This is a genomic window from Terrabacter terrae, from assembly GCF_039529575.1.
GTDB classification, from domain to species: domain Bacteria; phylum Actinomycetota; class Actinomycetes; order Actinomycetales; family Dermatophilaceae; genus Terrabacter; species Terrabacter terrae.
In genome coordinates, this window is record NZ_BAAANB010000021.1 from 396100 (window position 1) to 419666 (window position 23567).

Annotated in this window: 24 protein-coding genes; 11 read left to right on the forward strand and 13 right to left on the reverse strand. The window is 72.1% G+C overall.

Annotation, left to right across the window (positions count from 1 at the left end; genetic code table 11):
• Positions 1-50 precede the first annotated feature (50 nt).
• Positions 51-548, reverse strand: coding sequence for a hypothetical protein (locus tag ABD194_RS11930; RefSeq protein WP_343991576.1), 498 nt, complete (start codon positions 546-548; stop codon positions 51-53).
• Complete coding sequence (locus tag ABD194_RS11935) at positions 521-1702, reverse strand: zinc-dependent alcohol dehydrogenase (RefSeq protein WP_343991578.1); 1182 nt, start codon at positions 1700-1702, stop codon at positions 521-523. Before ABD194_RS11935 ends, ABD194_RS11930 begins: the two co-directional genes overlap by 28 nt.
• Before the next feature lie 50 nt (positions 1703-1752).
• On the opposite strand from ABD194_RS11935, the gene ABD194_RS11940 reads away from it, so the two are divergent.
• Both ABD194_RS11940 and ABD194_RS11945 read left to right on the forward strand, forming a co-directional pair.
• Complete coding sequence (locus tag ABD194_RS11940) at positions 1753-2811, forward strand: SDR family NAD(P)-dependent oxidoreductase (RefSeq protein ID WP_343991580.1); 1059 nt, start codon at positions 1753-1755, stop codon at positions 2809-2811.
• 2 nt (positions 2812-2813) lie between these two features.
• A complete protein-coding gene (locus ABD194_RS11945; RefSeq protein ID WP_425579979.1) occupies positions 2814-3212 on the forward strand; it encodes a VOC family protein in 399 nt (132 codons plus the stop codon).
• 14 nt (positions 3213-3226) lie between these two features.
• Here ABD194_RS11945 and ABD194_RS11950 read toward each other — a convergent pair whose 3' ends face one another.
• On the reverse strand, positions 3227-4906 hold the full coding sequence (locus ABD194_RS11950; protein WP_343991584.1) for an alpha-amylase family protein: 1680 nt from the start codon (positions 4904-4906) through the stop codon (positions 3227-3229).
• Positions 4907-5103: 197 nt separating this feature from the next.
• Between ABD194_RS11950 and ABD194_RS11955 the strand changes: the two genes are divergently transcribed.
• A complete protein-coding gene (locus tag ABD194_RS11955) occupies positions 5104-5715 on the forward strand; it encodes a flavodoxin family protein (RefSeq protein WP_425579980.1) in 612 nt (203 codons plus the stop codon).
• Between the two features lie 15 nt (positions 5716-5730).
• On the opposite strand, the gene ABD194_RS11960 is transcribed toward ABD194_RS11955, so the two are convergent.
• The 4 genes from ABD194_RS11960 to ABD194_RS11975 form a co-directional block, all read right to left on the reverse strand.
• Positions 5731-6753 carry an SGNH/GDSL hydrolase family protein gene (locus ABD194_RS11960; RefSeq protein WP_343991586.1) on the reverse strand — a complete coding sequence of 341 codons (1023 nt, stop codon included), beginning with the start codon at positions 6751-6753 and terminating at the stop codon, positions 5731-5733.
• A gap of 13 nt (positions 6754-6766) precedes the next feature.
• On the reverse strand, positions 6767-7882 hold the full coding sequence (locus ABD194_RS11965) for an alpha/beta hydrolase (protein WP_343991588.1): 1116 nt from the start codon (positions 7880-7882) through the stop codon (positions 6767-6769).
• Positions 7873-11289 (reverse strand): bifunctional lysylphosphatidylglycerol synthetase/lysine--tRNA ligase LysX, encoded by a 3417-nt coding sequence (gene lysX / locus ABD194_RS11970; protein WP_343991590.1) that lies wholly within the window; start codon positions 11287-11289, stop codon positions 7873-7875. Before lysX ends, ABD194_RS11965 begins: the two co-directional genes overlap by 10 nt.
• 71 nt (positions 11290-11360) lie before the next feature.
• Positions 11361-11801 (reverse strand): MarR family winged helix-turn-helix transcriptional regulator, encoded by a 441-nt coding sequence (locus ABD194_RS11975; RefSeq protein ID WP_343994123.1) that lies wholly within the window; start codon positions 11799-11801, stop codon positions 11361-11363.
• Between the two features lie 232 nt (positions 11802-12033).
• Here ABD194_RS11975 and ABD194_RS11980 point away from each other — a divergent pair, with 232 nt between their 5' ends.
• From ABD194_RS11980 to ABD194_RS11990, 3 genes are all read left to right on the forward strand, one after another.
• Complete coding sequence (locus tag ABD194_RS11980) at positions 12034-12225, forward strand: hypothetical protein (protein ID WP_343991592.1); 192 nt, start codon at positions 12034-12036, stop codon at positions 12223-12225.
• A 111-nt stretch (positions 12226-12336) separates the two neighbouring features.
• Positions 12337-12660: a hypothetical protein gene (locus tag ABD194_RS11985; RefSeq protein ID WP_343991594.1), complete on the forward strand. Its 324-nt coding sequence runs from the start codon at positions 12337-12339 to the stop codon at positions 12658-12660.
• Positions 12661-12786: 126 nt separating this feature from the next.
• Entirely contained in the window at positions 12787-13113 is a 327-nt protein-coding gene (locus tag ABD194_RS11990; RefSeq protein ID WP_343991596.1) for a hypothetical protein, read from the forward strand.
• A 30-nt stretch (positions 13114-13143) separates the two neighbouring features.
• Here ABD194_RS11990 and ABD194_RS11995 read toward each other — a convergent pair whose 3' ends face one another.
• Complete coding sequence (locus ABD194_RS11995; RefSeq protein ID WP_343991598.1) at positions 13144-13488, reverse strand: aldose epimerase family protein; 345 nt, start codon at positions 13486-13488, stop codon at positions 13144-13146.
• Positions 13472-13657, reverse strand: a complete 186-nt coding sequence (locus ABD194_RS12000) for a hypothetical protein (protein ID WP_343991600.1) — start codon at positions 13655-13657, stop codon at positions 13472-13474. The genes ABD194_RS11995 and ABD194_RS12000 overlap by 17 nt, the downstream gene beginning before the upstream one ends.
• A gap of 44 nt (positions 13658-13701) precedes the next feature.
• On the opposite strand from ABD194_RS12000, the gene ABD194_RS12005 reads away from it, so the two are divergent.
• Complete coding sequence (locus ABD194_RS12005; protein WP_343991602.1) at positions 13702-14943, forward strand: D-arabinono-1,4-lactone oxidase; 1242 nt, start codon at positions 13702-13704, stop codon at positions 14941-14943.
• Positions 14944-14990: 47 nt separating this feature from the next.
• Here the strand turns inward: ABD194_RS12005 and ABD194_RS12010 are convergent, their stop codons facing one another.
• Entirely contained in the window at positions 14991-15578 is a 588-nt protein-coding gene (locus ABD194_RS12010) for a MarR family winged helix-turn-helix transcriptional regulator (protein WP_343991605.1), read from the reverse strand.
• 61 nt (positions 15579-15639) lie between these two features.
• Between ABD194_RS12010 and icmF the strand changes: the two genes are divergently transcribed.
• Both icmF and ABD194_RS12020 read left to right on the forward strand, forming a co-directional pair.
• On the forward strand, positions 15640-18909 hold the full coding sequence (icmF, locus tag ABD194_RS12015) for a fused isobutyryl-CoA mutase/GTPase IcmF (RefSeq protein ID WP_343991607.1): 3270 nt from the start codon (positions 15640-15642) through the stop codon (positions 18907-18909).
• Between the two features lie 94 nt (positions 18910-19003).
• Complete coding sequence (locus tag ABD194_RS12020; RefSeq protein ID WP_343991609.1) at positions 19004-19768, forward strand: helical backbone metal receptor; 765 nt, start codon at positions 19004-19006, stop codon at positions 19766-19768.
• A gap of 41 nt (positions 19769-19809) precedes the next feature.
• On the opposite strand, the gene ABD194_RS12025 is transcribed toward ABD194_RS12020, so the two are convergent.
• Both ABD194_RS12025 and ABD194_RS12030 read right to left on the reverse strand, forming a co-directional pair.
• Positions 19810-21057, reverse strand: coding sequence for a cupin domain-containing protein (locus tag ABD194_RS12025; RefSeq protein ID WP_343991611.1), 1248 nt, complete (start codon positions 21055-21057; stop codon positions 19810-19812).
• The gene (locus ABD194_RS12030) at positions 21057-21419 is read right to left on the reverse strand and encodes a BatC protein (RefSeq protein ID WP_343991613.1); all 363 of its coding nucleotides are present in this window, start codon (positions 21417-21419) and stop codon (positions 21057-21059) included. Before ABD194_RS12030 ends, ABD194_RS12025 begins: the two co-directional genes overlap by 1 nt.
• A gap of 111 nt (positions 21420-21530) precedes the next feature.
• Between ABD194_RS12030 and ABD194_RS12035 the strand changes: the two genes are divergently transcribed.
• Positions 21531-21734, forward strand: coding sequence for a hypervirulence associated TUDOR domain-containing protein (locus tag ABD194_RS12035; protein ID WP_343991615.1), 204 nt, complete (start codon positions 21531-21533; stop codon positions 21732-21734).
• Positions 21735-21765: 31 nt separating this feature from the next.
• Here the strand turns inward: ABD194_RS12035 and ABD194_RS12040 are convergent, their stop codons facing one another.
• Complete coding sequence (locus ABD194_RS12040) at positions 21766-22587, reverse strand: MBL fold metallo-hydrolase (RefSeq protein WP_343991617.1); 822 nt, start codon at positions 22585-22587, stop codon at positions 21766-21768.
• 59 nt (positions 22588-22646) lie between these two features.
• On the opposite strand from ABD194_RS12040, the gene ABD194_RS12045 reads away from it, so the two are divergent.
• Complete coding sequence (locus ABD194_RS12045; RefSeq protein ID WP_343991619.1) at positions 22647-23549, forward strand: hypothetical protein; 903 nt, start codon at positions 22647-22649, stop codon at positions 23547-23549.
• Positions 23550-23567: the final 18 nt, after the last annotated feature.

Genomic DNA, 23567 nt, shown 5'->3' on the forward strand with positions numbered 1-23567 from the left:
CGGCCGCGCGCCCGGAGGGCGGCGCCGACGCCGCTGGCGGGGCCTCGGTCTCAGTCCTCGCGCTCCCAGGGCGCGTCCTCGCCCATCTTCGCGTAGTACTTCGCCAGGTGGCTCCGGACCCGGTCCCGGTCCTTGTCGGGCAGGTCGACCCCGCCCCGGGAGCCCTGCATGACGGCCGCGGCCGCCATGACGCCGCGGGGGACCGCGGTGAGCTTCCCGTCGACGACGTCGGCGACGAGCAGCTTGTATGCGGTGAAGTTCGTCTTGTTGTCCGCGTCGTACCAGACGTGGGCGTCCCGGTACTTCTCGTTGGGCTCGTCCGTCGCGCCCGCCCACTCGCGCACCCGCTTCTCGGCGGCGGCGCCGTCCCAGTGACGGTCACGGTCGGCCAGGGGCAGGTCCTGGAAGCTCGTCACGCTCATGCTGGTCTCCTCGTCGTCGTCGTCGTCGCCGTCGTCGTCGTCGTCGTCGTCGCCGCCGCCGCCGTCATCGTCGTCGGTGGCTGGCGGGCGGAAGGGGCTCAGGGTCGCAGCACGACCTTGAGGCACTCGTCCTGCTTCTCCTGGAAGATGCGGTAGAGCTCCGGAGCGTCCTCCAGTCGCGCGTGGTGGGTGGCCAGGCCCTCGAGCCCGAGCACGTCGCCATCGGCGCGTGCGATGTCGAGCAGCTCGTCGCTCCACCGGCGCACGTGGCACTGGCCCATGCGGATCGTCACGCCCTTGTCGAACAGCTCCATCATCGGCATGGGGTCCGCCATGCCGCCGTAGACACCGCTGATCGAGAGGGTGCCACCGCGGCGGACGGCTGCGACGGCCGTGTGCAGGGCTGCCAGCCGGTCGATCCCGAAACGCTCGATCGCCCCGCGGGCAACCGGCTTGGGCAGCCGGCTCGCCGCGCCGATCACCTTCTCCGACACCGGGTTTCCGTGGGCCTCCATGCCCACCGCGTCGATGACCGCGTCGGGCCCCCTGCCGTCCGTCATGTCGATGAGGGCCCGGGCCACGTCGGTGTCCCGGGCGTCGACGACCTCGGCGCCGTGGGCGCGGGCCCGCTCGATGCGGTCGGGCACGAGGTCGACGCCGATGACGCGGCCGACCCCACGGTGCAGGGCCGAGCGGACGGCGAGCTGGCCGACCGGGCCGAGCCCGAGCACGGCGAGGGTGTCGTTGCCGTTGACCTCGGCGTACTCGACCGCCTGCCAGGCGGTCGGGAGGATGTCGGAGAGGTAGAGGAAGCGCTCGTCCGGCAGCTCCTGCGGGATGACGATGGGCCCGAAGTCGGCGTGCGGGACCCGGACGTACTCCGCCTGGCCGCCGGGCACCGACCCGTAGAGGCTCGTGTAGCCGAAGAGGCTCGCTCCCTTGCCCGTCTCCGTGTTCTGCGTCGTCTCGCACTGTGCGAAGAGCCCGCGCTGGCACATCCAGCACCGGCCGCAGGAGATGTTGAAGGGCACGACGACCCGGTCGCCGACGGCGAGCGTCGCGACGCCCGGTCCGACCTCCTCGACGATGCCCATGAACTCGTGGCCGAGCACGTCGCCCGGCTGCAGGTACGGCGCGAGCACGCGGTAGAGGTGCAGGTCGGAGCCGCAGATGGCCGTGGACGTGACGCGGACGATCGCGTCGGTGGTGTGAGCGATGACAGGGTCGGGTACGTCGGTCACACGGACGTCCTCGATGCCGTGCCAGGTCAGAGCCTTCATGGGGAGGCCCGTACCCACGCCCGCTCGCCGAAAAACCTCCAGGAGGCAGCATGGCCCCGACCGGAGCCGCCCAGCCGAATGACCACGAGGCGGCCACCTCGTCCCCAGCCACGGTGGACGCCGGCCCGCCGGCAGTCGACCGGCCCGTCGCGCTCGTGCTCGGAGGCTCCCGTGGGCTCGGGTTCCTCATCGCCCGTGAGCTGTTGGACCGAGGGCACCACGTGGTCCTCGCGGCCCGCGACGAGGACGAGCTCGCCGAGGCGGGGGAGGCCCTCGAGGGACTGGGCCCGTTGGCGGTCGAGCCGTGCGACGTGCGCGACCGCCACCAGGTCGGGGAGCTCGTCGGCAAGGTCGAGCACACCGTCGGACCCATCGAGGTCCTGCTCACGGTGGCCGGGGTCATCCAGGCGGCTCCGTCCGAGTCGCTGGCCCTGCACGAGTTCGAGGACGCGATCGACACGATGGCCTGGGGGCCGATCCACGCTGCGATGACGGTGCTGCCGCACATGCGCCGGCGCGGTCACGGTCGCATCGGCACCATCACCTCGATCGGCGGCATGGTCTCGCCTCCTCACCTGCTGCCCTACGCCACCGCGAAGTTCGCGGCCGTGGGCTTCTCCGACGGGCTGGCCGCGGCCCTGAGCGGCACCGGCGTGACAGCCACGACCGTCGTCCCCGGACTGATGCGCACCGGCGGACACGTGCATGCACGCTTCGGCGGCGACGCCCCGGCCGAGTACGCGTGGTTCGCCCCGGCGGCGTCGCTCCCGCTGGTGTCCGTGGACGCCGAGCGCGCCGCCCGCCGCATCGTCGAGGGCGTCCTCGCAGGCAAGGCCATGGTGGTCCTGACGCCCCTCGCCTGGGTGGGCATCCGGGTCCGCGGCCTGGCACCCGCCACGACCACGCGTCTCATGGGGCTGGCCGCCAGGATGCTGCCCGGCCCTGCGCCCCGCGAGGGAGCACGAACCGTGGAGGGTGCAGAGGCCAGGCAGCGACTGGCCTCGCCCGTCGTCAACGTCCTGTCGACCCTCGGTGACCGGGCTGCACGACGGATCCAAGGTGGTGGACGCCCGGTCGAGCCGGGCGGCGACGACTCGACACCAGGATGAGGGTGCAGTTCGAGAAGCCGGTCATCGACTGTCCGGACCCGCGACGGCTCGCGGCCTTCTACGCCCGTCTCCTGCGCCTGCAGGTCCTCGAGAACGCTCCCGACTGGGTGGTGCTCGGGAGGGAGGAGGGTATGCGTGAGCTGGCCTTCCAGCGCGTGCACCCCTGGGTGCCACCCACGTGGCCCGACCCGGAGCAGCCGCAGCAGATGCACCTCGACATCCGCGTCGACGACGTCGAGGCGGCGGAGGCCCTGGCTCTGTCACTCGGCGCCCGTCGGGCACCCGGCTCTCCCGAGGTGGGATACCGCGTCTTCCTCGACCCGGCGGGCCACCCGTTCTGTCTCGTCCACGGCAGGTCGCCGGTCGACGACCCCCGGATGGGCTTCGACACCACGAGGTAGCGAGCGGTCGTCCTCTACAGGGGTGGCTCCTCGCCGTCGCGCACGACGAGGAGCCAGCGGTAGGCGTACGGCTCGAGGGCGAGCTCGGCCTCACCGGTCGGGCTCGGCGTCACGTCGGGGAGCGTGCCCAGCACGTCCACGAGTCGACCGCCCTCCGGCAGGTCGGGGATCGTGAGCGGCACGACCGCCCCCTCCTCACCGAAGTTGTGCACGGCGAGCATCAGCCAGTCACCGCAGCGACTCACGTGGGCGAGGACAGCGTCGACGGGGTGGTCGAGCACCTCGACGGTGCCCCAGCCGCTCTGGGGGAGCTGGCGGTAGCGGCGGGCCAGGTGCCTGATGAACCACCAGAGGGAGTCCGGGTCGTGTCGCTGCTGCGCGACGTTGACGTGCTCGGGACCCCAGAGCCCGTCGGGCATCGGCCGAGTCAGCCGTCGAGGGGGTGCCGAGGAGAACCCGCCGCTCGGAGCCGACGTCCACTGCATGGGGGTGCGCACGGCGAACCGTCCTGGCACGTCGAGGTTCTCGCCCATCCCGATCTCCTCGCCGTAGAAGAGCACCGGTGTGCCGGGCAGCGAGAAGGCGAGGGAGTAGGCGAGCCGGATGCGCCGCTCGTCGCCGCTCACCATCGTGGGCAGCCGACGACGGAGGCCACGGCCGTAGAGCTGCATGCCGGGATCGGGGCCGAAGGCCTCGAACACCTCCTGGCGCTCCTCGTCCGTCAGCTTGTCGAGCGTCAGCTCGTCGTGGTTGCGCACGAAGCTCGCCCACTGGCTCGTCACGTCCAGCGGTGGTCTCTCGCGCAGCGCCTCGGTGAGCGGGCCGGCGTCACCACGGGCGAGCGACAGGTAGAAGCGCTGCATCGCGTTGAAGTCGAACTGCATGTTCAGGCCGTCGCCGTCGTCGCCTCCGAAGAAGCGCCGCTGGTCGGGAGAGGGCAGGTTCACCTCGCCGAGGAGCACCGCGTCGCCGACGCGTCGGGTGACGAACGAGCGCACGTCGCCGAGGTAGCGATCCGGGTCGAAGGCCTCGTCGTCCACGCCGGGCACGCCGTCGCGGGCGAAGAGGAACGGCACCGCATCGACCCGGAAACCCGACACCCCGAGGGCGAGCCAGAACCCGAGGGTGCGGGAGATCTCCTCCTGCACAGCAGGATGCGCGACGTTGAGGTCCGGCTGGTGCTTGAGGAAGTGGTGCAGGTAGTAGTCGCCGGTCTTCTCGTCGCGCTGCCAGATGCTGTCCTCCTCGTCGGGGAAGACCACGTCCTTGCGGCTGGACCTCGGCTTGGTGCGACTCCAGACGTAGTAGTCCCGGTAGGGGTCGTCGCGGCTGCGGCGGGCGGACCGGAACCACGGGTGCTGGTCGGAGGTGTGGTTCATGACGAAGTCGACGATCACCCGGATGCCGTGCGCCCGTGCCGTGCGGACGAGCTCGACGAAGTCGCCGAGCGTGCCGAGCTCGGGGTCGACGCCGAAGAAGTCGGTGATGTCGTAGCCGTCGTCCTGGCGGGCGGTCGGATAGAAGGGCATGAGCCAGAGGCAGGTGACGCCGAGGTCCGCGAGGTACTCCACGCGGTCCGTCATGCCGCGCAGGTCGCCGATGCCGTCCCCGTTCGAGTCCTGGAAGGTCTGCACGTCGGCGCAGTAGACGACGGCGTTCTTCCACCAGACGTCGCCGGTGTCGCTCATCTTCATCGCGACACCTCGCCGATGTCGGAATGTCCGTGCCGCCGGCCGGAGCCCAGAACGCTCATGCGGTGCACGCAACCGCAAACGGCGCCCGTTCGTCAACGGGGCCCCGGCATCTCGGCCCTTCCCTGGTCACTGTGCGACGGATCGGGTACGGGCCTGCAACCGACGTTGGACCTGCCTACGGACGCCTTGGAGGAACCGTGCCCCTGACCGCTCTCGCCCTCAACTGCACGCTCAGGCCCTCACCCGCGGACTCGAGCACGGGCCTGCTCGCGCAGCAGGTGCTCGACGCCCTGGCCGAACACGGCGTGTCGGGCTCGATGGTCCGTGTAGTCGACCATGACGTGCCCCCCGGTGTGGAGCTCGACATGGGCGAGGGGGACGCCTGGCCCTCCCTGCGCGAGCAGCTGATCGCCAGCGACATCCTGGTGCTCGCGACGCCGACCTGGGTGGGGCAGCACAGCAGCGTGTGCCAGCGGGTCGTGGAGCGACTCGACGCCGAGCTGTCCGAGCAGGACGACGAGGGGCGGCTGCTCACCTACGGCAAGGTCGCCGTCGTCGTGGTCGTCGGCAACGAGGACGGGGCCCACCACATCAGCGCGGTGCTCTTCCAGGCGCTGAACGACGTGGGCTTCACCATCCCGGCAGGCGGCGTCACGTACTGGAACGGCGAGGCGATGCACGGCACCGACTACAAGGACCTCGACTCGACACCCGACACGGTCGCCAGCACCACGCGCACGCTCGCGGCGAACGCCGCGCACCTCGCGGGCCTGCTGGCGGGCAGCTCCTACCCTCCCTCCGAGAACTGAGGGGCACGGCACCCGTCAGGGTGCCGACTGCCAGCCCTTGACCGAGCCGGCCGTGGCGAGCTCGTCGAGCACCGCTCCCGCGAGCAGCGTGTGGCCGCTCGCATTGGGGTGGTCTCCGTCGTCGAGCAGGTCGGCTGTGGGGTCGCGGGTTCCGCTCTCGCCCTTGAGCGGGGTGTAGGCGTCGACGTAGCTCGCACCCGTGGCGAGGGCCACCTGCTGCAGCGTGTCGTTGACCAGCCGGGTGAGCGAGTCGCTGCCGAGGACGAAGGCCTGGCCCAGGGCCCGCCCGACCGCGCCGTCGCGGGTGACGTTCCAGTAGCCGAGGACCCCGATGCGAAGGTCCGGGCGATGGTCGATCCGGCGGATCGCCGCGATGATCCGGGTCAGGCCGTCGCGGACCCCCGCGAGGGTGGCCGACCAGCAGGACGAGCCCGCCGCGGGGAAGCACCCCTGGTCGGCGACCCGGTCCAGGGCGAAGTCGTTGGCGCCCACCTCGATGAGGACGACGTCGGCGTTCGCGAGGTGGTCGCGGGTCGGCGACGAGTTGACGTCGTTCTCGACGTCGGCCGTGGTCCAGCCGCCGACGGCATCGTTGTGCACCGTCCAGGGACGGTGGGTCAGCCGTTGCAGCTGCCCGCCGACCTGCTCGACGTAGCCGGTGCAGTTGCACGTCTCCGCCGAGGGGACGGAGTCGCCGAGACCGACGAGTGTCAGGGGGCCGGTGGGCGCCGGCGTCGTCGCGGATGATGTCGCCGAGGATGTCGCCGAGGATGTCGCCGGAGGAGGGGTCGACGACGTGGCCGCCGGGCCTCCGGGAGCTGACGTCGACGGGCCCGAGCCCACCAGAGGCCCCATCAGAGGGGCCGCGGGCGCAAGTCCCTGCACCACCCCGGTGATGCCGAGCGCCGCGAGGACGGCGAGTGCGACGACTGCCGCGACCACGTGCCTCGGGTGCGGGCCGCCCGCACGGGCGCGCCAGAGGCGGGAGCGGTGCCCACCGCGTTCGGCGCGGTCGGGAGAGGGCTGTGCACGAGGCATACGCCCTCTGTCCTCAGGCACGGAAGCCCGGCAGGGTCTGCGCCAGCCACGAGATGGCGGCGGGCACGTACGGGGTCAGGACGGCGTCGCGGTGGCCACCGTGGGCGAGGACGTTGCCCGTGACGTCGAGCGGGCTCCGCGCCACGCTGAGGAACTTCGACGACGTCGGGTACGACAGCGAGTCCTCGCGGGAGGTGAGCACCCACATGGCGACGGGGGGCGGGTTGTTGCGCGCCATGGCGATGAGGTCGTAGCCCCTGCCGCTCGCCGGGGTGAGCGGGTCGTAGGCCGGCGTGAAGTCGGGTCGGAAGTAGCCGAGCATGACGACCGCCGCGCCGAAGACGTCCGGATGGCGCATGGTGAGCGAGGCCGCGCACCAGGCGCCGTAGGAGTACCCGAGCGTGGCCCACCCCGTGCGGGCGTGCTGGACGCGGAAGTGCTGCACCGTCCAGGCGGGGACGTCGCGGGCGAGCCAGGTGTCGGTCTGTGGCTGTCCGGGCCCACCGTTGACGCACTCGGTGTCGAGGCCTGCCGGAGTGTCGATGCGCGGCACGACGACGATGGACGGCGCGAGGCGGTGCTCGGCGGTCAGGGTGTCGACGGTGCTGAGGAAGTTCAGGTGCAGGAAGCTGCCCGGGCCACCCGGAAAGCCGTGGAGGCCGAGGATGACCGGGTAGGTCCGGCTGCTCCTGGGGTTGTAGCCCACCGGTAGGTAGACGAAGACCTGGCCGGCGGAGTTGGAGTGCTTGTCGGCGACGGCGTAGGTCTGCAGTCGAGAGCCGGGCTGAGGCAGTGCCGGCAGGACGGCGGGCGTCTTCGCGCCGCGGAAGCCGGGTCCCCGCACTGCGGCGGTGACCACCTCAGGCGTGGTCCCGCCGTGGTGGACCTGGACCGACGGCGAGCGGGAACCGAACAGGTCGGCCCAGCTGGAGTAGAAGAGGTACTGGTCGTTGAGGGCCGCACCGGCCAGGGCGACGACGAGGACGTTGAGGAGCACTGCCTGGACCCCGCGCACCACCGCCCGCACGACCGGCCTCCCACGTCGGGGCAGGCCGGCCACGATGAGGGCGAAGACACCCACCGCGAGGAGGCTGAGGACGACGACGAGGCTCGTGTCGGTCAGCTCCATGCCGGGCTCGTCTCTCGCTCGGTCCGCCGGCCGGCCCCGGGCCGCACGAAGGGGAACGTCAGGACGGACCGGATGGAGGTGTTGGTCAGCAGCATGACGAGCCGGTCCACGCCGATGCCGAGGCCGCCGCTCGGCGGCATGCCCAGCTCGAGCGCCTGGAGGAAGTCCTCGTCGACCTCCATGGCCTCCGGGTCGCCGGCTGCGGCCTTGAGGGACTGCTCCGTGAGGCGCGCGCGCTGGTCGAGCGGATCGGTCAGCTCGGTGTAGGCCGTGCCGATCTCCATCCCGGCCACGACGAGGTCCCAGCGTTCGGCCAGACCCGGGGCCGTGCGGTGCCGGCGGGTCAGGGGTGAGGTCTCCGTCGGGAAGTCCGTGTAGAACGTCGGCAGGAGGGTGGCCGGCTCGACCAGCTCGGCGTAGAGCTCCTCGATGATGGCGCCGGAGCGCATCTCGGGACGCACCGTGATGCCGTGCTCCTGGGCGAGGTCGAGGAGCACGTCCAGGTCGGTCTCGAGGGCGACCGGCCTCCCCACCGCTTCGGAGACCGCCTCGAGCACCGGCACGACCGGCCACTCGCCGCTGATGTCGACGAGCTCGACAGCGCCGTCGCCGGCCCGTGCCCTGCCCCGTGAGCCGGCCCGGGCCGCGCGTCCGCGTGCGGCGGTCGGCAGTGGCATGACCTCGGTGCCGTGCACGCAGCGGGCGGCCTCGCGGACGAGCCGCTCGGTGAGGTGCCGCATCGTGGTGTAGTCGGCGTGCGGCTGGTACACCTCCAGCGACGTGAACTCGGGGTTGTGGGTCGAGTCGGCGCCCTCGTTGCGGAAGTTGCGGCCGAGCTCGAAGACGGGGCCCAGGCCGGCAACCAGCAGCCGCTTGAGGTGCAGCTCCGGGGCGATGCGCAGGGTCAGGTCCACGCCGTACGCGTTGATGAAGGTGCGGAACGGTCGCGCGGTCGCGCCGCCGTGCACGGTGTGGAGCACGGGCGTCTCGACCTCGAGGAAGCCGTCGTCGGCCAGGGTCCGGCGGATCGAGGCGACCACGGCGGAGCGCTGCCGGAGCAGGTCCACCTCCCGTGGGTGCACGAGCAGGTCGGTCGAGCGGTGCAGGGCGCGAGCCTCGGGGTCGTCGAAGGCCCGGAACGGGACCGGGTGCAGCGACTTGGCCTCCATGCGCCACTCGTGCACCAGCAGGCTGCGAGTGCCGGAGCGCGAGCGGTCCATCGGCCCCCCGACCCGCACGAGGTCTCCCACGTCGACAAAGGCCCTGAAGCGTGCCAGGCAGGCCTGGCCCAGGCGAGCGGCGTCGAGCAGCACCTGCACCCGTGCGTCGCCGTCGACGAGCGTGGCGAAGACCACGCCGCCGTGGTCTCGGACCTCTCTGACCCGCCCGACCACCGAGAGGTGCGCGGAGGTCCGGGTCGACAGGTCTTCCGGCGCGCCACCGGCGCCGGCCGTGGTGCCGGTCTGCGCCACCACGAGGTCGATCTCGGCGATGGGGATGGTGCGGGTGGAGGCGGCGCCGACGGGGAAGGGTTCGATGCCGACCTCGCGCATCCGGGCGAGCGTCGCCTCCCGGTGGCGGAACTGGTCGGACCGGCGCGGCCCGAGGGTGCGCAGGTCGAGCTCCGGCTCCCCGACCGCCGCGGCCAGGGCCAGGTGCTCCGGATCGAGCTCCGCCCGGGCCGTCCGCAGGGCCGGGTAGGGGATGAACCCCTCCAGCGCGCCGGCAGCGACCGCGACCTGTGGGAGCGAGACGGCGTCGTCGTAGCAGAGGAAGCGCGGCTGCCAGGTCGGCTCGTACTTCTCGTTGGACCGGTAGAGCCGCTCGAGCTGCCAGAAGCGGTCGAAGAGTCCGAGCACCGACGCGCTGACCCGGGTCAGCGAGCCGGACCCCAGGCGCTCGGCGTCCTCGAACACGGCCCGGAACATGCAGAAGTTCAGCGAGACGCGGGACAGGCCCAGCTCGCCGGCCCGTCCCATCAGCTGGCTGACCATGAGCTCGGTGACGCCGTTGGGTGCGTCGGGGGAGCGTCGCATGACGTCGAGGGACACCCCCGACCGCCCCCACGGCACCAGGGAGAGGAGCCCGGCGAGTGACCCGTCGGGACGGTGGGCGGTGACGTGCAGGATGTCCCGGTCGGCGCGGTCGCCGACGCGGTTCAGGGCCATCGAGAAGCCCCGGTCCGTCTCACCGCTGCGCCACGCCTCGGTGCGCGCGGTGATCTCCTCGAGCTCTTCGGCGCGGAGGTCCCCCTGTCGCCCCAGCTGCACCGTGAGACCTGCCCGGGTGGCGCGCGCTGCGGCACGGCGCACCGGCGTCAGCGAGGCGCGGCGCAGGTCGAAGTGCCGCGTCTCGAGGATGGCCTCGTCGCCGAGCAGCAGCACCCGCATGCCGCCCGCGGAGGCGTAGGCGCGGGCGGCCTGCTCGCTCGCGCCGAGCACTGCGGGCACCCAGCCGAACTCACGAGCCTCGGCACGCCATGCGTCGATCGCCGCCCGCCAGCGGTCCGGGTCACCGACGGGGTCCCCGGACGCCAGGGACACGCCGCCGACCACGCGGTAGGTGACGGCGGCGCGCCCGTCGGGCGAGAAGACGGAGGCCTTGTCGCGGCGTGTGGCGAAGTAGCCCAGGGAGTCGGCGGAGCCGTGGTGCGCGAGCAGCTCGCGCAGGGCCACCTCGCGGTCGGCCGACCAGCGGCTGCGGGGACGGGCGGAGGCCAGGAACAGGGTGACCGTCGCGAGGATCGTGAGGCCGGCGCAGACCGCGACGACGTCCACGACCCACGACGGGACGAGGAGGGCGGTGCGCCGGCTGACTCCGCCGAAGACGGCGAGCACGGTGTCGACCAGGGGGTCGACCTGGGACCGGGGCGCGCCGACCGCGCCGATGAGCAGCCAGGCGACCCCCAGGGTGACGGCCGAGCCCACGGCCAGGACGGCGACGGACAGGCCCCACGACCCACGCTGCAGGCGTCCGGTGAACTCGTCCCTGATCCGCCACAGCCAGAACAGGGCGAGTGCCGCCACGACCGTCGAGATGACGTCGAGCCCGCGGCCGAGGCCGCCACGGCTGACCCACATCTCGGTCAGCGGCACGCGAGCCGACGGGACGAGGGCCACGAACCCGACGTAGATGCCGAACAGCTGGAAGGCTGCGACGAACCACAGCGCCACCCTCTTGCGGCCGAGCAGTGCCCGGGTCGCGAGGGCGAGGACGACGACCGAGACGAAGGTGGGCGCCACCGGGATGTTGAGCAGGCCGAACACCTGCTCCGCGAGCGTGGGGTGCTCCCGTCGCCGGTCGAGCAGGGTGATCATGAGGGCGACGAAGGTCGCGAGCGCGTAGAGCCCGGTGAGCAGTCGCGCGGGCCGGTGCGACACCGGCGCTCGCGAGGAGGGGGTGGCCATGAGCACAGGTTCCGCCTCGCTGCTGCGCCTTCGCTGTGCGTCCCCTGAACGTGGGCGCCCGGGCTGGGCCCTCAGCCGGCGTGCGTCGTGGCGGCGATGACGCGCGTCAGGGAGCGGTGGAGCTCCTGGAGCTCGTGGACCGACATGCCCAGGCGCTCCACGATCTGCGGAGGCACCTCGACGGCACGCTCCCGGAGGCGGCGACCGTCCGGTGTGAGCGTGATGGCGAGGGCGCGGTCGTCGTCGGGGTGCCGGTCACGGGTGACGAGCCCCGCCGCCTCCAGGCGCTTGACGAGCGGGGAGAGCGTGGCGGGCTCGAGGCTGAGCAGCCGCCCCACCTCCCGCAGGGTGAGCGGCGAGCGCTCCCAGAGGGCGAGCATGACGAGGTACTGCGGATGGGTCAGGCCGAGCGGTTCGAGGACCGGTCGGTAGAGACCGATGACGTTGCGTGCCGCGACCGCGAGGGCGAAGCAGACCTGCTGGTCGAGCTTCAGCAGGTCGTCGGGCGCCAGAACGTGGACGGGAGTGCCGTCGGCGACCACGGCGGGGATGCCGTCAGCCGGGCTGGTCGCTCTCGCCTCGACCTCGGGGCCGCGCGTCACGTCGTCCTCCTTGCGTGCAGTGCGGTGCGGTCTCGCCGGCTGATGGGTGCCGGTGGTCCGACGTCGGTGGGCCTGTGTGCGGACACCCTGACCGGTAGCGGTACCCTAACAGTTCGTGCACTAACCAACCGGAGGCCTTCTCGTGTCAAGCTCCAAGCCCAAGAGCGGGCTGTCCATCGGCTACCGCATCGGCTACCGCATCCGCATGTTCGCGCTGACGATCTTCGGGCCGGCGCAGCTGGGTGAGGGCAACGACCCGAAGGCGCGCCTCGAGCGCGAGCGTGCCGCGCGGGTCGCCCGGGCGCAGGCGAGCCCGCCCGGGGACGCGAAGTGACGCCGCGCCGTCCCTGACAGGCCCTGGCGCGCTTCGGCGTCCCCTGACCTGCCGCGTGCGTCGCTGCCGTCGTTGTGGGTACGTCCCGGAGGACAGCGACGAAGGAGAGACATGGGTGACCGCGTAGGACTTTTCGTCATGCTGGCGATCGTCGTCGTGCTGGCGGCGATCCTCTGGGTGATGATCCCGAGGCGACGCGCGAAGGGCGACGTGGAGCACGAGACCCTCAATCCCGAGGTCGAGGCGACCGACGGCGCCCCGGTCGCAGCACCGGATCGCGACCGGCTGGTCGGCAACCCGCCCACCGACATCCTGGACGCCTCGGGGGAGGGCAGCGCCGTGGCGGGGGCCGGCGCGGGGGGCTGGACGCCCGACGCCCGCGACCCCCTGCGCGCTCCGCCCAGCGACGTGGGCAACTCGCCCGACACGACCTGATCGCACCCGGTTCGCCCGGATCGGCGCCCTCCGGCCGGGCCCGCGCCAGTCGTCTTCGAGGTCCGGTTCCCACCACTGCGGAGTAGTCTCGGCACTGACGGGGGACCGGACCCTGGAGGTGCCGTCATGGGTGATCGCATCGGGCTGATCTTCATGCTGTTGATTGTTGGGATCTTCGTCGTCGGGCTGGTCGTCGTGGGCCCCCGGCACCTGTGGCGGGGGCGCGAGGAGGTCGAGTCGCTCAACCCCCACATCGACGAGACCGAGCGGAGTCGCCGCGACCACCCCGAGGGGGCCGAGCGCTCCCACCTGGTCGGCAACCCACCCGTCGACACGATCTGCGCCGACGGCTGGGGCGTGGCGAGGCCGGGTGAAGGCGCCGAGGCCCTCGACCTCCCGGAGGACATCCACCCGGAGCTTCACGAGGAGCGTCGGCACCGTCCCCGCCACTGAGCAGCGGACCGCCGGCCGAGACCCTGTCGCTCAGTGCTCGCGGGCGAGCCGCCAGGTGGTCGTGCTCGCGTGCACCTCGCCGGCGCGAAGCAGCGTGCTGGGGAATGCCGGTTGGTTGGGTGAGTCGGGGAACCCTTGGGTCTCGAGGGCGATCCCGGCCCTCGGGGCGTATGCCGTCCCCGACGTGCCGGTGACCGTGCCGTCGAAGTGAGCGCCGGTGTAGACCTGCACGCCCGGCTGGTCGCTCGACACCTCGAGGGTGCGTCCCGACCTGCCGCGCAGGGTCGCGACGTGACGCGGTCCCGCACCGGTGACGACGAAGTTGTGGTCGAGTCCCTGGCCGAAGCGCAGCTGCTCGTCATCGGACGCGAGCACGTCGGCCGAGCCTGACCGGGTCGGCATGTCCGAGAAGGACGTTGGTCTCGCCCTCGTCGTCGGTGACGACGCGGCGGCGGACCGCCGCTCCGGCGGTGACCACCTCGAGGAGCAGGCCCTCGGCGACGAGCTCGACCGAGGTCGTACCGGTGGCGGACGTGGCTGTCATGGGCGCTCCCGCAGGAACGGGGCGGGCACGGGCAGACTCAGAGCATGGCGGAGACGAACTGGGCTGGCAACCACACCTATCGCGCACGGATCGAGCGCGTGCGGTCGGTGGACCACCTGCAGGAGGTCGTCGCCGCTGCACCCCGCGTCCGGGCCCTCGGGTCACGGCACAGCTTCACCGACATCGCCGACGTCACCGACACCGACGGCGGTGTCCTCGTGTCGCTCGCCGACCTTCCGCCCGCGGTGGAGGTCGACACGGCCGCCCGCACCGCACGCGTGACGGGCTGGACGGCATACGGCCTCGTCGGGACGCAGCTGCAGACCGAGGGGTGGGCGCTGGCCAACCTCGCCTCGCTGCCCCACATCTCGGTGGCCGGGGCCGTGGCGACGGGAACGCACGGGTCGGGAGTCGGAAACGGCTCGCTGGCAACGGCCGTCGCGGCGCTCGAGGTCGTCGGCCCGGACGGCGAGCTGCGCACCGTGCGCCGCGGCGATCCTGACTTCCACGGCAGCGTCGTCTCTCTCGGGGCCCTCGGCGTCGTCACCTCGGTGACCCTGGACGTCGAGCCCGCGTACGACGTGCGACAGGCGGTCTACGCGGGGCTGCGCTGGGACGCCGTCGGTGACGACCTCGACGCGCTCCTCGCGAGCGCCTACAGCGTCAGCCTCTTCACCCGGTGGGGTGACGAGGTCGAGCAGGTCTGGCTCAAGAGCCGCGCGGAGGGCGTGCCCGCCCACCTCCTCGGCGCGCCGAGGGCCACCACGACGCTGCACATGCTCGAGGGTGGCGACCCGGAGGCGGTCACGCCGCAGCTCGGCGTCGCCGGCCCCTGGCTCGACCGTCTGCCGCACTTCCGGATGGGGTTCACCCCGAGCCGCGGGGTCGAGCTGCAGAGCGAGTACCTCCTGCCGCGCAGCCACGCCCGGGAGGCCGTCGACCGCGTGCGCGGACTGCGCGAGCTCCTCGCGCCGGTCCTGCAGGTCAGCGAGCTGCGCACGGTCGCCGCCGACGACCTCTGGCTCAGCAACTCCTACGGCCAGGACGTCGTGGGGGTGCACTTCACGTGGGTGCGCGACCCGCAGCGGGTGTATGCCGTCCTGCCCGTCGTCGAGGACGCCCTGCTGCCGCTCGGCGCCCGCCCGCACTGGGGCAAGTGCTTCGTCTCGAGGGCCGGCCGGCTCGAGCCGCTCTACCCGCGGATGGCCGACTTCCGTTCGCTCCGCGACCGGGTCGACCCCGACCGCGTCTTCGACAACGCCTTCCTGCGACGCGTCATCGGCTGACGCAAGTCGGCCTCATCCGGGTGAGGCCGGTCGGCTCGCCCGGTGCGTCAGAAGTCGCCCGCGCTGCGGCGCAGCCGTGTCAGCACGTCGACGAGGGAGTGCACGTCCTCGGTCCCGAGGTCCGGCTGCTCGAACACCTCGGCGTTGAGCACCTTGGTCGCGCGCTCGGCGAGCTCGCGGCCCGCGGGGGTGAGCGCCACGAGCATGGCGCGTCGGTCCTCGGGGTGCGTCGAGCGCGTCACGAGCCCGGCGTCCTCGAGGCGGTCGACGGCGTTCGTGACACTCGTCGGGTGCACCTGCAGGCGCGAGCCGATCACCTTCATCGGCAGGGATCCCCGCTTGCTGAACCACAGCAGCATCAGCACCTCGTAGCGCGCGAAGGTGACCCCGAGCGGCTTGAGCGTGGCCTCGACGCGCGCGAGGACGATCTGGTGGGCGCGCATCAGCGAGGTGATCGCCGCCATGCCGTCGGCGGCCGCGTCCCACCCCTGCTCGGTCCACTGCTGGCGGGCGCGCGCGATGGGGTCGAAACCGAGGCCGGAACCGACGCCGCTGCCGACGGCTGCGGCGAGAGCGGTGCCGGCAGGGCCCACGGTGCCCGCGCTGCTGGCCGGGGCGTTCGATGCCGCAGTCATGCCGTCATCGTACGGGGGCAACGCGTTGACGTCCATTATTAGGAAGTCCTACTATTTTCTCATGTCCGACGCAGCGCAGCGCGAGCACCACCAGCCCTCCCACCACGTCCGCCTCGTCACGGCGAGCAGCCTCTTCGACGGCCATGACGCCTCGATCAACATCATGCGACGAATCATGCAGACGCAGGGCGCGGAGGTGATCCACCTCGGGCACAACCGCTCGGTCCAGGAGGTCGTCGACGCGGCCATCGAGGAGGACGTCCAAGGCGTCGCGGTCAGCTCCTACCAGGGCGGCCACGTCGAGTACTTCGAGTACCTCGTGCAGCTGCTCAAGGAGAACGGCGCCGGCCACATCCGCGTCGTCGGCGGCGGGGGCGGCGTCATCGTCCCCGAGGAGATCGCGCGGCTGCGCGAGTCGGGCGTCACGATCTTCAGTCCCGAGGACGGCCAGCGCCTGGGCCTCGCCGGCATGATCAACACCGTCATCGCCGACTGCGACTTCGACCCGTGGGGGATCGGCGTCCCCTCGCTCGAGGCCGTCCTCGCCGGCGACCGCACGGCCGTCGCGCGCGCGATCACCGGCGCGCAGGAGGGCGAGCTCGACGACGCGACCCTCGGCGGCATCCGCGAGGCATCCTCCCGCCGTCGGGTCCCCGTGCTCGGCATCACCGGCACCGGCGGCTCGGGCAAGTCGAGCCTCACCGACGAGCTGATCCGGCGCCTGCGCCTCGACCAGCAGGACAAGCTACGCGTCGCCGTCCTCGCCGTCGACCCGACCCGCAGCCGCGGGGGCGGTGCCCTGCTCGGTGACCGCATCCGGATGAGCTCGCTCGACGGCGAGCGCGTCTACTTCCGCAGCCTCGCCACGCGTGGCGGCTCGCAGGTCCCGACGCACCTCGAGGACGTGCTCTCCGTCGTCAAGGCCGCCGGCTACGACCTCGTCATCCTCGAGACGCCGGGCATCGGCCAGGGCGATGCCGCGATCGTCGACTACGCCGACGTCTCCCTCTACGTCATGACCCCTGAGTTCGGCGCCAGCAGCCAGCTCGAGAAGATCGACATGCTCGACCGGGCCGATGTCGTGGCCATCAACAAGTTCGAGCGGCGGGGCGCCGAGGACGCCCTGCGCGACGTCGGCCGCCAGATGGTGCGCAACCGCGAGGCCTTCGGCAAGGGCCCCGCCGACATGCCCGTCTTCGGCACCTCGGCCGCCACCTTCAACGACGACGGCGTCACCGCGCTCTACCAGGAGCTGCGAGACCTGCTGTCCGACAAGGGGATGCCCGTCGACGAGGGCGCGCTGCCGCACGTCGCGACCAAGCAGTCGACGCGCATCGCCACCATCGTCCCGGCCTCCCGGGTGCGCTACCTCTCCGAGATCAGCGACACGCTCCGCGGCTACCACGAGGCCACCGAGCGGTATGCCGCCGCGGCGAGTCGCGTGCAGCGCCTCGAGTCCGTGAGGGGCGAGCTGGCAGACGCGGCCGCGGCCGACGAGGTGGGCAGCGCCGGCACCGCGGTCGACGCCGTGGAGGCACTGCTCGAGGAGGCCCGCACCGATCTGCCTGCCGAGGTCGCCGGAGCCCTCGGCTCCTGGCCGGCCGTCGTCGAGTCGTACTCCGGTGACGAGCAGGTCGTACGCATCCGCGACAAGGAGATCCGTAACCTCCTGACGCGGGAGTCGCTGTCGGGCAACAAGATCCCGCGCGTCGCCCTGCCGCGCTACCGCGACCACGGCGAGCTCGTCAGGTTCCTGCGCCGCGAGAACCTCCCCGGCTACTACCCGTTCACGGCCGGCGTCTTCCCGTTCAAGCGCGAGGGCGAGGACCCCGCCCGCATGTTCGCGGGCGAAGGCGACCCGTTCCGGACCAACCGACGCTTCAAGCTGCTCTCCGAAGGGCAGCCGGCCACGCGCCTGTCGACCGCCTTCGACTCGGTGACGCTCTACGGCCGCGACCCCGACCCGCGCCCCGACGTCTACGGCAAGGTCGGCACCTCCGGCGTCTCGATCGCCACCCTCGACGACATGAAGGCGCTCTACGACGGCTTCGACCTCGTCTCGCCCACGACGTCGGTCTCGATGACCATCAACGGTCCTGCACCGACGATCCTCGCCTTCTTCCTCAACACCGCGATCGACCAGCAGGTCGACGCCTTCCGGGCGCGGGAGGGCCGGGAGCCCGGCGACGAGGAGCGCAAGGAGCTCACGGCATACGCCCTCGCCAACGTGCGGGGCACGGTGCAGGCCGACATCCTCAAGGAGGACCAGGGCCAGAACACCTGCATCTTCAGCACCGAGTTCTCGCTCAAGATGATGGCCGACATCCAGGAATGGTTCATCGAGCACTCGGTGCGCAACTTCTACTCGGTGTCGATCTCCGGCTACCACATCGCCGAGGCCGGGGCCAACCCCATCAGCCAGCTCGCGTTCACCCTCGCCAACGGCTTCACGTACGTCGAGAGCTACCTCGCGCGCGGCATGAGCGTCGACGACTTCGCGCCCAACCTCAGCTTCTTCTTCAGCAACGGGATGGACCCCGAGTACTCCGTGCTCGGTCGGGTCGCGCGGCGCATCTGGGCCGTCGCGATGAAGGAGAAGTACGGGGCGGGGGAGCGGAGCCAGAAGCTGAAGTACCACGTGCAGACGTCGGGTCGCAGCCTGCACGCGCAGGAGATGGACTTCAACGACATCCGCACCACGCTGCAGGCGCTCATCGCCATCTACGACAACGCGAACTCGTTGCACACCAACGCTTTCGACGAGGCGGTGACCACCCCGTCCGAGGAGTCGGTGCGCCGGGCACTGGCGATCCAGCTCATCATCAACCGCGAGTGGGGCCTGGCGATGAACGAGAACCCGCTCCAGGGCTCGTTCGTCATCGACGAGCTGACCGACCTCGTCGAAGCTGCCGTGCTCAAGGAGTTCGACCGCATCACCGAGCGCGGTGGGGTGCTCGGTGCGATGGAGACCGGCTACCAGCGCGGCCGCATCCAGGACGAGTCGATGCTCTACGAGCACCGCAAGCACGACGGCAGTCTCCCGATCATCGGCGTCAACACCTTCCGCAACGCGCACGAGGGCGAGACGCCCCGCAAGGTCGTCCTCGCCCGCGGCACCGAGGAGGAGAAGCAGAGCCAGCTCTCGCGGGTGCGCGCCTTCCGGGCGTCGCACGAGGTCGAGGCGAAGGCGGCGCTCGAGGAGCTCAAGGCCGTGGCCATCGAGGGCGGCAACGTCTTCGACGTGCTGATGCGCGCCGCGAGGGTGTGCTCGCTCCAGCAGGTCACCGAGGCCTTCTTCGAGGTCGGCGGGCAGTACCGCCGCAACGTCTGACCCGAGCCTCAACCGTCGAAAGGCCACGTGTGGCGCCTCCTCAACCGTCGAGAAGCCACGTCGCGCCGCTCCCGAGCAGTCGAGAGGCCAGCTTGTGCCCCCTGTGACCCTGTCCGACGACCTGGCGTATGCCGTGTCGTTCCCAACGCCGCCACGCCGGGTCGTGTCCTTGGTGCCCTCGATCACCGAGGCCTTGGCGACGACGTGCCGCGACCGGCTCGTGGGCGCGACGGACTGGTGCACGCACCCGGGCGACCTTGCGGTGCAACGGGTTCGAGGCACCAAGAATCCCGACCGTGCCGCCGTCGCCGCCCTGCGCCCGGACCTCGTCGTGGCCAACAAGGAGGAGAACCGCGAGCTCGACGTACAGCGGCTGCGCGCTGCCGGCATACCCGTGTGGGTCACGGCCATCGAGACGGTGCCCGAGGCGCTCGACTCGCTCGAGCGGCTCTTCGTGGAGGTGCTCGAGGTCGGCACGCCCGGCTGGCTCTCGGCCGCGCGTGACGAGTGGGAGGTCCCTGTCCCTGCTCCGTCGCGCGAGGTGGCGGTGGCGATCTGGCGCGACCCGTGGATGGCGGTCGGGCGCGACACGTTCACCGGCGACGTCGTGGCGAGGCTCGGCTGGCGCAACGTCCTGGCCGACGCGGACGAGCGCTACCCGCACGTCGACCTCACCGAGCTCGACCGTGACGAGGTAACCGTCCTGCTGCCCGACGAGCCCTACGTCTTCACCGCCGACGACGGCCCCGAGGCGTTCACGCGCGCCCGCACGGCGCTCGTGAGCGGTCGGCTCCTCACCTGGTACGGCCCGTCCCTCGTCGGCGCCCGGGCCGCGCTGACAGCGACGGTCCACGGCTGATCCCGCAGACTTCGCCTTCTCGGACGACGGGAAGGCGGTTGTCAGTCGTCGACGACGACGAGGAGGCCGGCGAGCATGAGCTGGCGGGCCAGCTCCAGGCCCACCATGTCGGCGCGCAGCTCACCGTCCGCCACCAGTGCCACGAGCGTGCCCAAGTCCCGCGCCTCGACCGGGAAGGCGGCCACCCTGCTGCGCACCGTCGCGGACCCGTCGTCGCCCGGCACGAGACGGGCGGCCACGTGCGGGCGCAGCCTCAGGACCGTGTCGGGGGAGAGCGCATGCGCGGCTGCCACCTGGGCGAGCGGGCTCACGGGAGCCGGGCGCGAGGCCGCTCGGGCTCGTGCCTCGAGGGCGTCGACGACGGCGGCCGGCTGGATCGACTGAAGGGCGCCCACGAGCGCTTGCCGCACCAGCTCGACGTCGGGCGTGATCCCTTGGTGGTCGAACCCGCCGCTCGACAGCTCGAGTGACGCGCGCAGCCGCTCGTCCCGGCTCGCCTCGGCCAGCGCCATGGCCACCATCTCGTCGGCGACGTGACGGCGGGTCCACACGTGGACGCCCAACGTCAGGTGGATGCTCATGCCGCCGAGGGCCGTCGCGGAGTGCACCCAGCCGCGCGGCAGGTAGAGCACGTCGCCGGGGCGGAGCGTGAACTCGTGGTCGGGCTCGCGCAGCGCGGCCTCCTGGACCTCGGCGCGGTGGTCGGTCCAGGGCTCGTCGCGCAGCGGCGCCACGTGCACGGGCCGCCGCACGCGCCAGCGCTTCTCGCCGCGCATCTGGAGCACGAAGACGTCGTGGACGTCGTAGTGGTCGCTGAAGCCGGTGTTCTGGCTGGGCGTGACGTAGGCGTTCGCCTGGACGGGATGGCCCAGCTCCTCTGCGAGCTGCTGGGTGAAGTCGAGGAGGGGAGCCCAGGTGCGGTGCAAGCCCTGGAGCACGATCGTCGCACCGTCGGCGAAGTGCGCGAGCAGCCTGTCGTCACTGACCTGGTCGGCGACCGAGGCGCCCACCCCGCCACCTTGCGTGAACTCCCGGTCGCCGAGCGTCCGGCCGTTCTTCGCCAGGCGCAGGAAGGGCGCGCGCAGGCCACGACGCGACACCAGCTCGTCGACCGACTCCTCGCCGAAGAGGTCGGTCAGGCCCTCAGGGAGGTCCGCGGCGCGCGTGACGACGGGGGCGCGACCCCAGTGGGTGCGGGCGAACTCGTCGCGGTCTTCGGGGACCAGGCGTTCGAGCGCCGAGTGCCCACGCTCGTGCGTGGGCACCCGGTCAGTGGTGCCAGCGGTCATCAGATCGCTGTCGTCGGGTCCACTCCGGCGCCACCGTCGGCGCCGCCGTCCTCGGTGCCCACGTCGGCTCCGCCGTCGGCCGGCCCCTCGCCGCCCTCGCCGCCACCCGACCCGGTGTCGGCGCCTCCGTCGGCGCCACCGTCCGTGCCACTGGCGTCGGCGCCTCCGTCTGCCGGGCCCTCACCGCCGGCAGCGCCGGTCTCGACGCCTCCCGACGGGATGCCGGCTCCCATACCGCTGTCGGCGCCGCCGTCGGCTCCGCCGTCCTGCGATGCCGTGTCGGCTCCGCCGTCCGCGGGGCCCTCCATCAGCGGGTCGTCGCCGGCACGCTCGCCGACCGGGTCCATCGGGGTGTCACTCATGGTTACTCCTCCGTGGGTCGTCCGACGGTCGCCGGACAGCGTCCGTCGCCCTGCTCCTACCCGGTCGGTGGGCCCCTGGCACGACGACCCGGGTCGTGTTCTGATCGGTCCATGGGGATCTCCAAGGGTGACACCGTCCACTGGAGCACGTCGCAGGGCCGCACCACGGGCAAGGCGGTCGAGAAGCGCGAGAAGGAGTTCAGCTTCGAGGGTCAGAGGTTCAACGCCTCCGCGGACGAGCCCTACTGGATCGTCGAGTCGAGCAAGACGGGCGCCAAGGCTGCCCACAAGGAGTCGTCCCTGAACAGCGACTGACCGCGGCTCTCGCCCACGGCGCTGCACGACGTCACGTCAGGTGGTCGAAGTCCCCACGGGTCCAGGCCGCGTGCCGGTCCGCGGACGAGCGCAGCACCGCCTTGGCCGCCGTCGGCACCACGGCGCCGAAGTTCTTGTAGTGACGGTCGAAGTGCAGGCCCTCCAGCTGCGTGGCCACGCGCTGGACGACGTTGCCGGACAAAGGGATCCGGTTGGGGTAGCTGCGCATGAAGCTGACCGAGCGGCGGTCCGGATTGGGGAACACGGCGTCGCCGGCGAGCAGCACCCCGCGTCCCTGCGCGCCCGCCACCCACTCGACCACGGCCTGTCCGCGGAAGTGCCCACCGACGCGGTGGAGGGTCAGACCGGGAGCCACCTCGCGTCGCTCGTCGTAGAGCTCGACGAGCGGGTCGCGGCGGCGCACCCACTCGGCGTCCGGCGCCGCGACGAGGACGGGCGCGTCGCCCAGCGCCCGTGCCCACTCGGTCTGGACGCCGTACATGTGCGGGTGGCTCGCAGCGACCGCGAGAGTCGGCCCGAGCGACTGCACGTGCTCGACCGCGGCCTCGTCGACGTAGCCGACGCAGTCGAAGAGCAGAACCCCCTCGGGCACGCGCACGACCATGGTCTGCTGGCCGATGCCCACGGCCGGCTCGGCGCGCAGTCCCCACAGGTCCCGCTCGACCTCGGTGACGCTGACCCGGGTGCCGGCGGCGCGTAGCCGCTCGAGGGTCGTCCAGTGCTGGCCGTCCTCCGGCACCCACTGCCTTTCGTCCTCGCAGATCGCACAGGCGCCCGGCGGCTCCGGCAGATCGGCGGTCTCGACCCCGCACGTCTCGCAGATCCAGATCACGCGCCCAGCCTGCCCGTCGACGCCGGGCCGCGCCACCGGTTCTGCGGGAGGATGCTCGGGTGATCCTGCACCTGCGCGCCGCCGTCGAGCAGCTGTATGCCGTCCCGCCCGCTCGCTTCACACCGCTGCGTTCCGAGCTGGTGGCCCAGGCGAGGTCGGCCGGGGACAAGAAGCTCGCCGCGTCGATCGGCGCGCTGCGCAAGCCCACGGTGGCTGCGTGGGCCGTCAACCACTTCGTGCGCGGGCACGCCGACGAGGTCGGTGAGCTCCGGTCCTTCGCCGAGCTGCTCCGCGAGGCCCAGCGCACGCTCGACGCCGACCAGCTGCGCGTCCTCGGTCGCGAGCGGGCCAAGCGGGTCGACGCCGTTGCGGACCGCATCGCCGAGGTGGCGGAGCAGGAGGGGCAGCGGCTCGGCCCGGGGGCGTCCCAGGAGGTGCGCGACACCCTGACGGCACTCATCGCCGACGAGGACGCCGAGGCCTCGGTGCTCACCGGCGCTCTCGTCAAGGCCCTCAGCTACTCCGGCTTCGGATCCGTCGACGTGGCGGACGTCGTCGCGCTCGGCAGCGACTCGGCACCCGACCGTGACGCGGCTGAGCGCCCCTCCCTCTCGGTGCTGCCCGGCGGCGGAGGCGAGACCGTGGACCTCGAGGAGCGGCGGCGCACACGCCGGGCCGCCGAGAGGACCCGTCTGCAGACGGCGCTGGAGGCGGCGCGCTCCGAGCTGCGCTCCGCCGACCGGCAGGTCGCGGTGCTGACGGCACGCCAGGAGGAGGTCGTCGAGGGCGTCGCCGACCTCGAGCGCCGCCTCGCCGCCGCACGGGCGCGGCTCGAGAAGGTCACGGGCGAGCTCGAGGAGGCGGGGCGCATACGCGACCAGCGGGAGCAGGAGGAGGAGGCGGCGCAGTCCGCGCTCGACGCGCACGGCCGGGACGAGCACGATGCCGACGGCGATGGGTGAGGCGCACGACCGGGGGCA

What these genes read in the sequence shown, in the direction of transcription:
- ABD194_RS11935 (WP_343991578.1), bottom strand. Translation starts at nt 1,702, where the DNA reads ATGAAGGCTCTGACCTGGCACGGCATCGAGGACGTCCGTGTGACCGAC.
- ABD194_RS11940 (WP_343991580.1), top strand. Translation starts at nt 1,753, where the DNA reads ATGGCCCCGACCGGAGCCGCCCAGCCGAATGACCACGAGGCGGCCACC.
- ABD194_RS11950 (WP_343991584.1), bottom strand. Translation starts at nt 4,906, where the DNA reads ATGAAGATGAGCGACACCGGCGACGTCTGGTGGAAGAACGCCGTCGTC.
- ABD194_RS11960 (WP_343991586.1), bottom strand. Translation starts at nt 6,753, where the DNA reads ATGCCTCGTGCACAGCCCTCTCCCGACCGCGCCGAACGCGGTGGGCAC.
- ABD194_RS11965 (WP_343991588.1), bottom strand. Translation starts at nt 7,882, where the DNA reads ATGGAGCTGACCGACACGAGCCTCGTCGTCGTCCTCAGCCTCCTCGCG.
- lysX (WP_343991590.1), bottom strand. Translation starts at nt 11,289, where the DNA reads ATGGCCACCCCCTCCTCGCGAGCGCCGGTGTCGCACCGGCCCGCGCGA.
- ABD194_RS11985 (WP_343991594.1), top strand. Translation starts at nt 12,337, where the DNA reads ATGGGTGACCGCGTAGGACTTTTCGTCATGCTGGCGATCGTCGTCGTG.
- ABD194_RS11990 (WP_343991596.1), top strand. Translation starts at nt 12,787, where the DNA reads ATGGGTGATCGCATCGGGCTGATCTTCATGCTGTTGATTGTTGGGATC.
- ABD194_RS12000 (WP_343991600.1), bottom strand. Translation starts at nt 13,657, where the DNA reads ATGACAGCCACGTCCGCCACCGGTACGACCTCGGTCGAGCTCGTCGCC.
- ABD194_RS12005 (WP_343991602.1), top strand. Translation starts at nt 13,702, where the DNA reads ATGGCGGAGACGAACTGGGCTGGCAACCACACCTATCGCGCACGGATC.
- ABD194_RS12010 (WP_343991605.1), bottom strand. Translation starts at nt 15,578, where the DNA reads ATGACTGCGGCATCGAACGCCCCGGCCAGCAGCGCGGGCACCGTGGGC.
- icmF (WP_343991607.1), top strand. Translation starts at nt 15,640, where the DNA reads ATGTCCGACGCAGCGCAGCGCGAGCACCACCAGCCCTCCCACCACGTC.
- ABD194_RS12025 (WP_343991611.1), bottom strand. Translation starts at nt 21,057, where the DNA reads ATGACCGCTGGCACCACTGACCGGGTGCCCACGCACGAGCGTGGGCAC.
- ABD194_RS12030 (WP_343991613.1), bottom strand. Translation starts at nt 21,419, where the DNA reads ATGAGTGACACCCCGATGGACCCGGTCGGCGAGCGTGCCGGCGACGAC.
- ABD194_RS12035 (WP_343991615.1), top strand. Translation starts at nt 21,531, where the DNA reads ATGGGGATCTCCAAGGGTGACACCGTCCACTGGAGCACGTCGCAGGGC.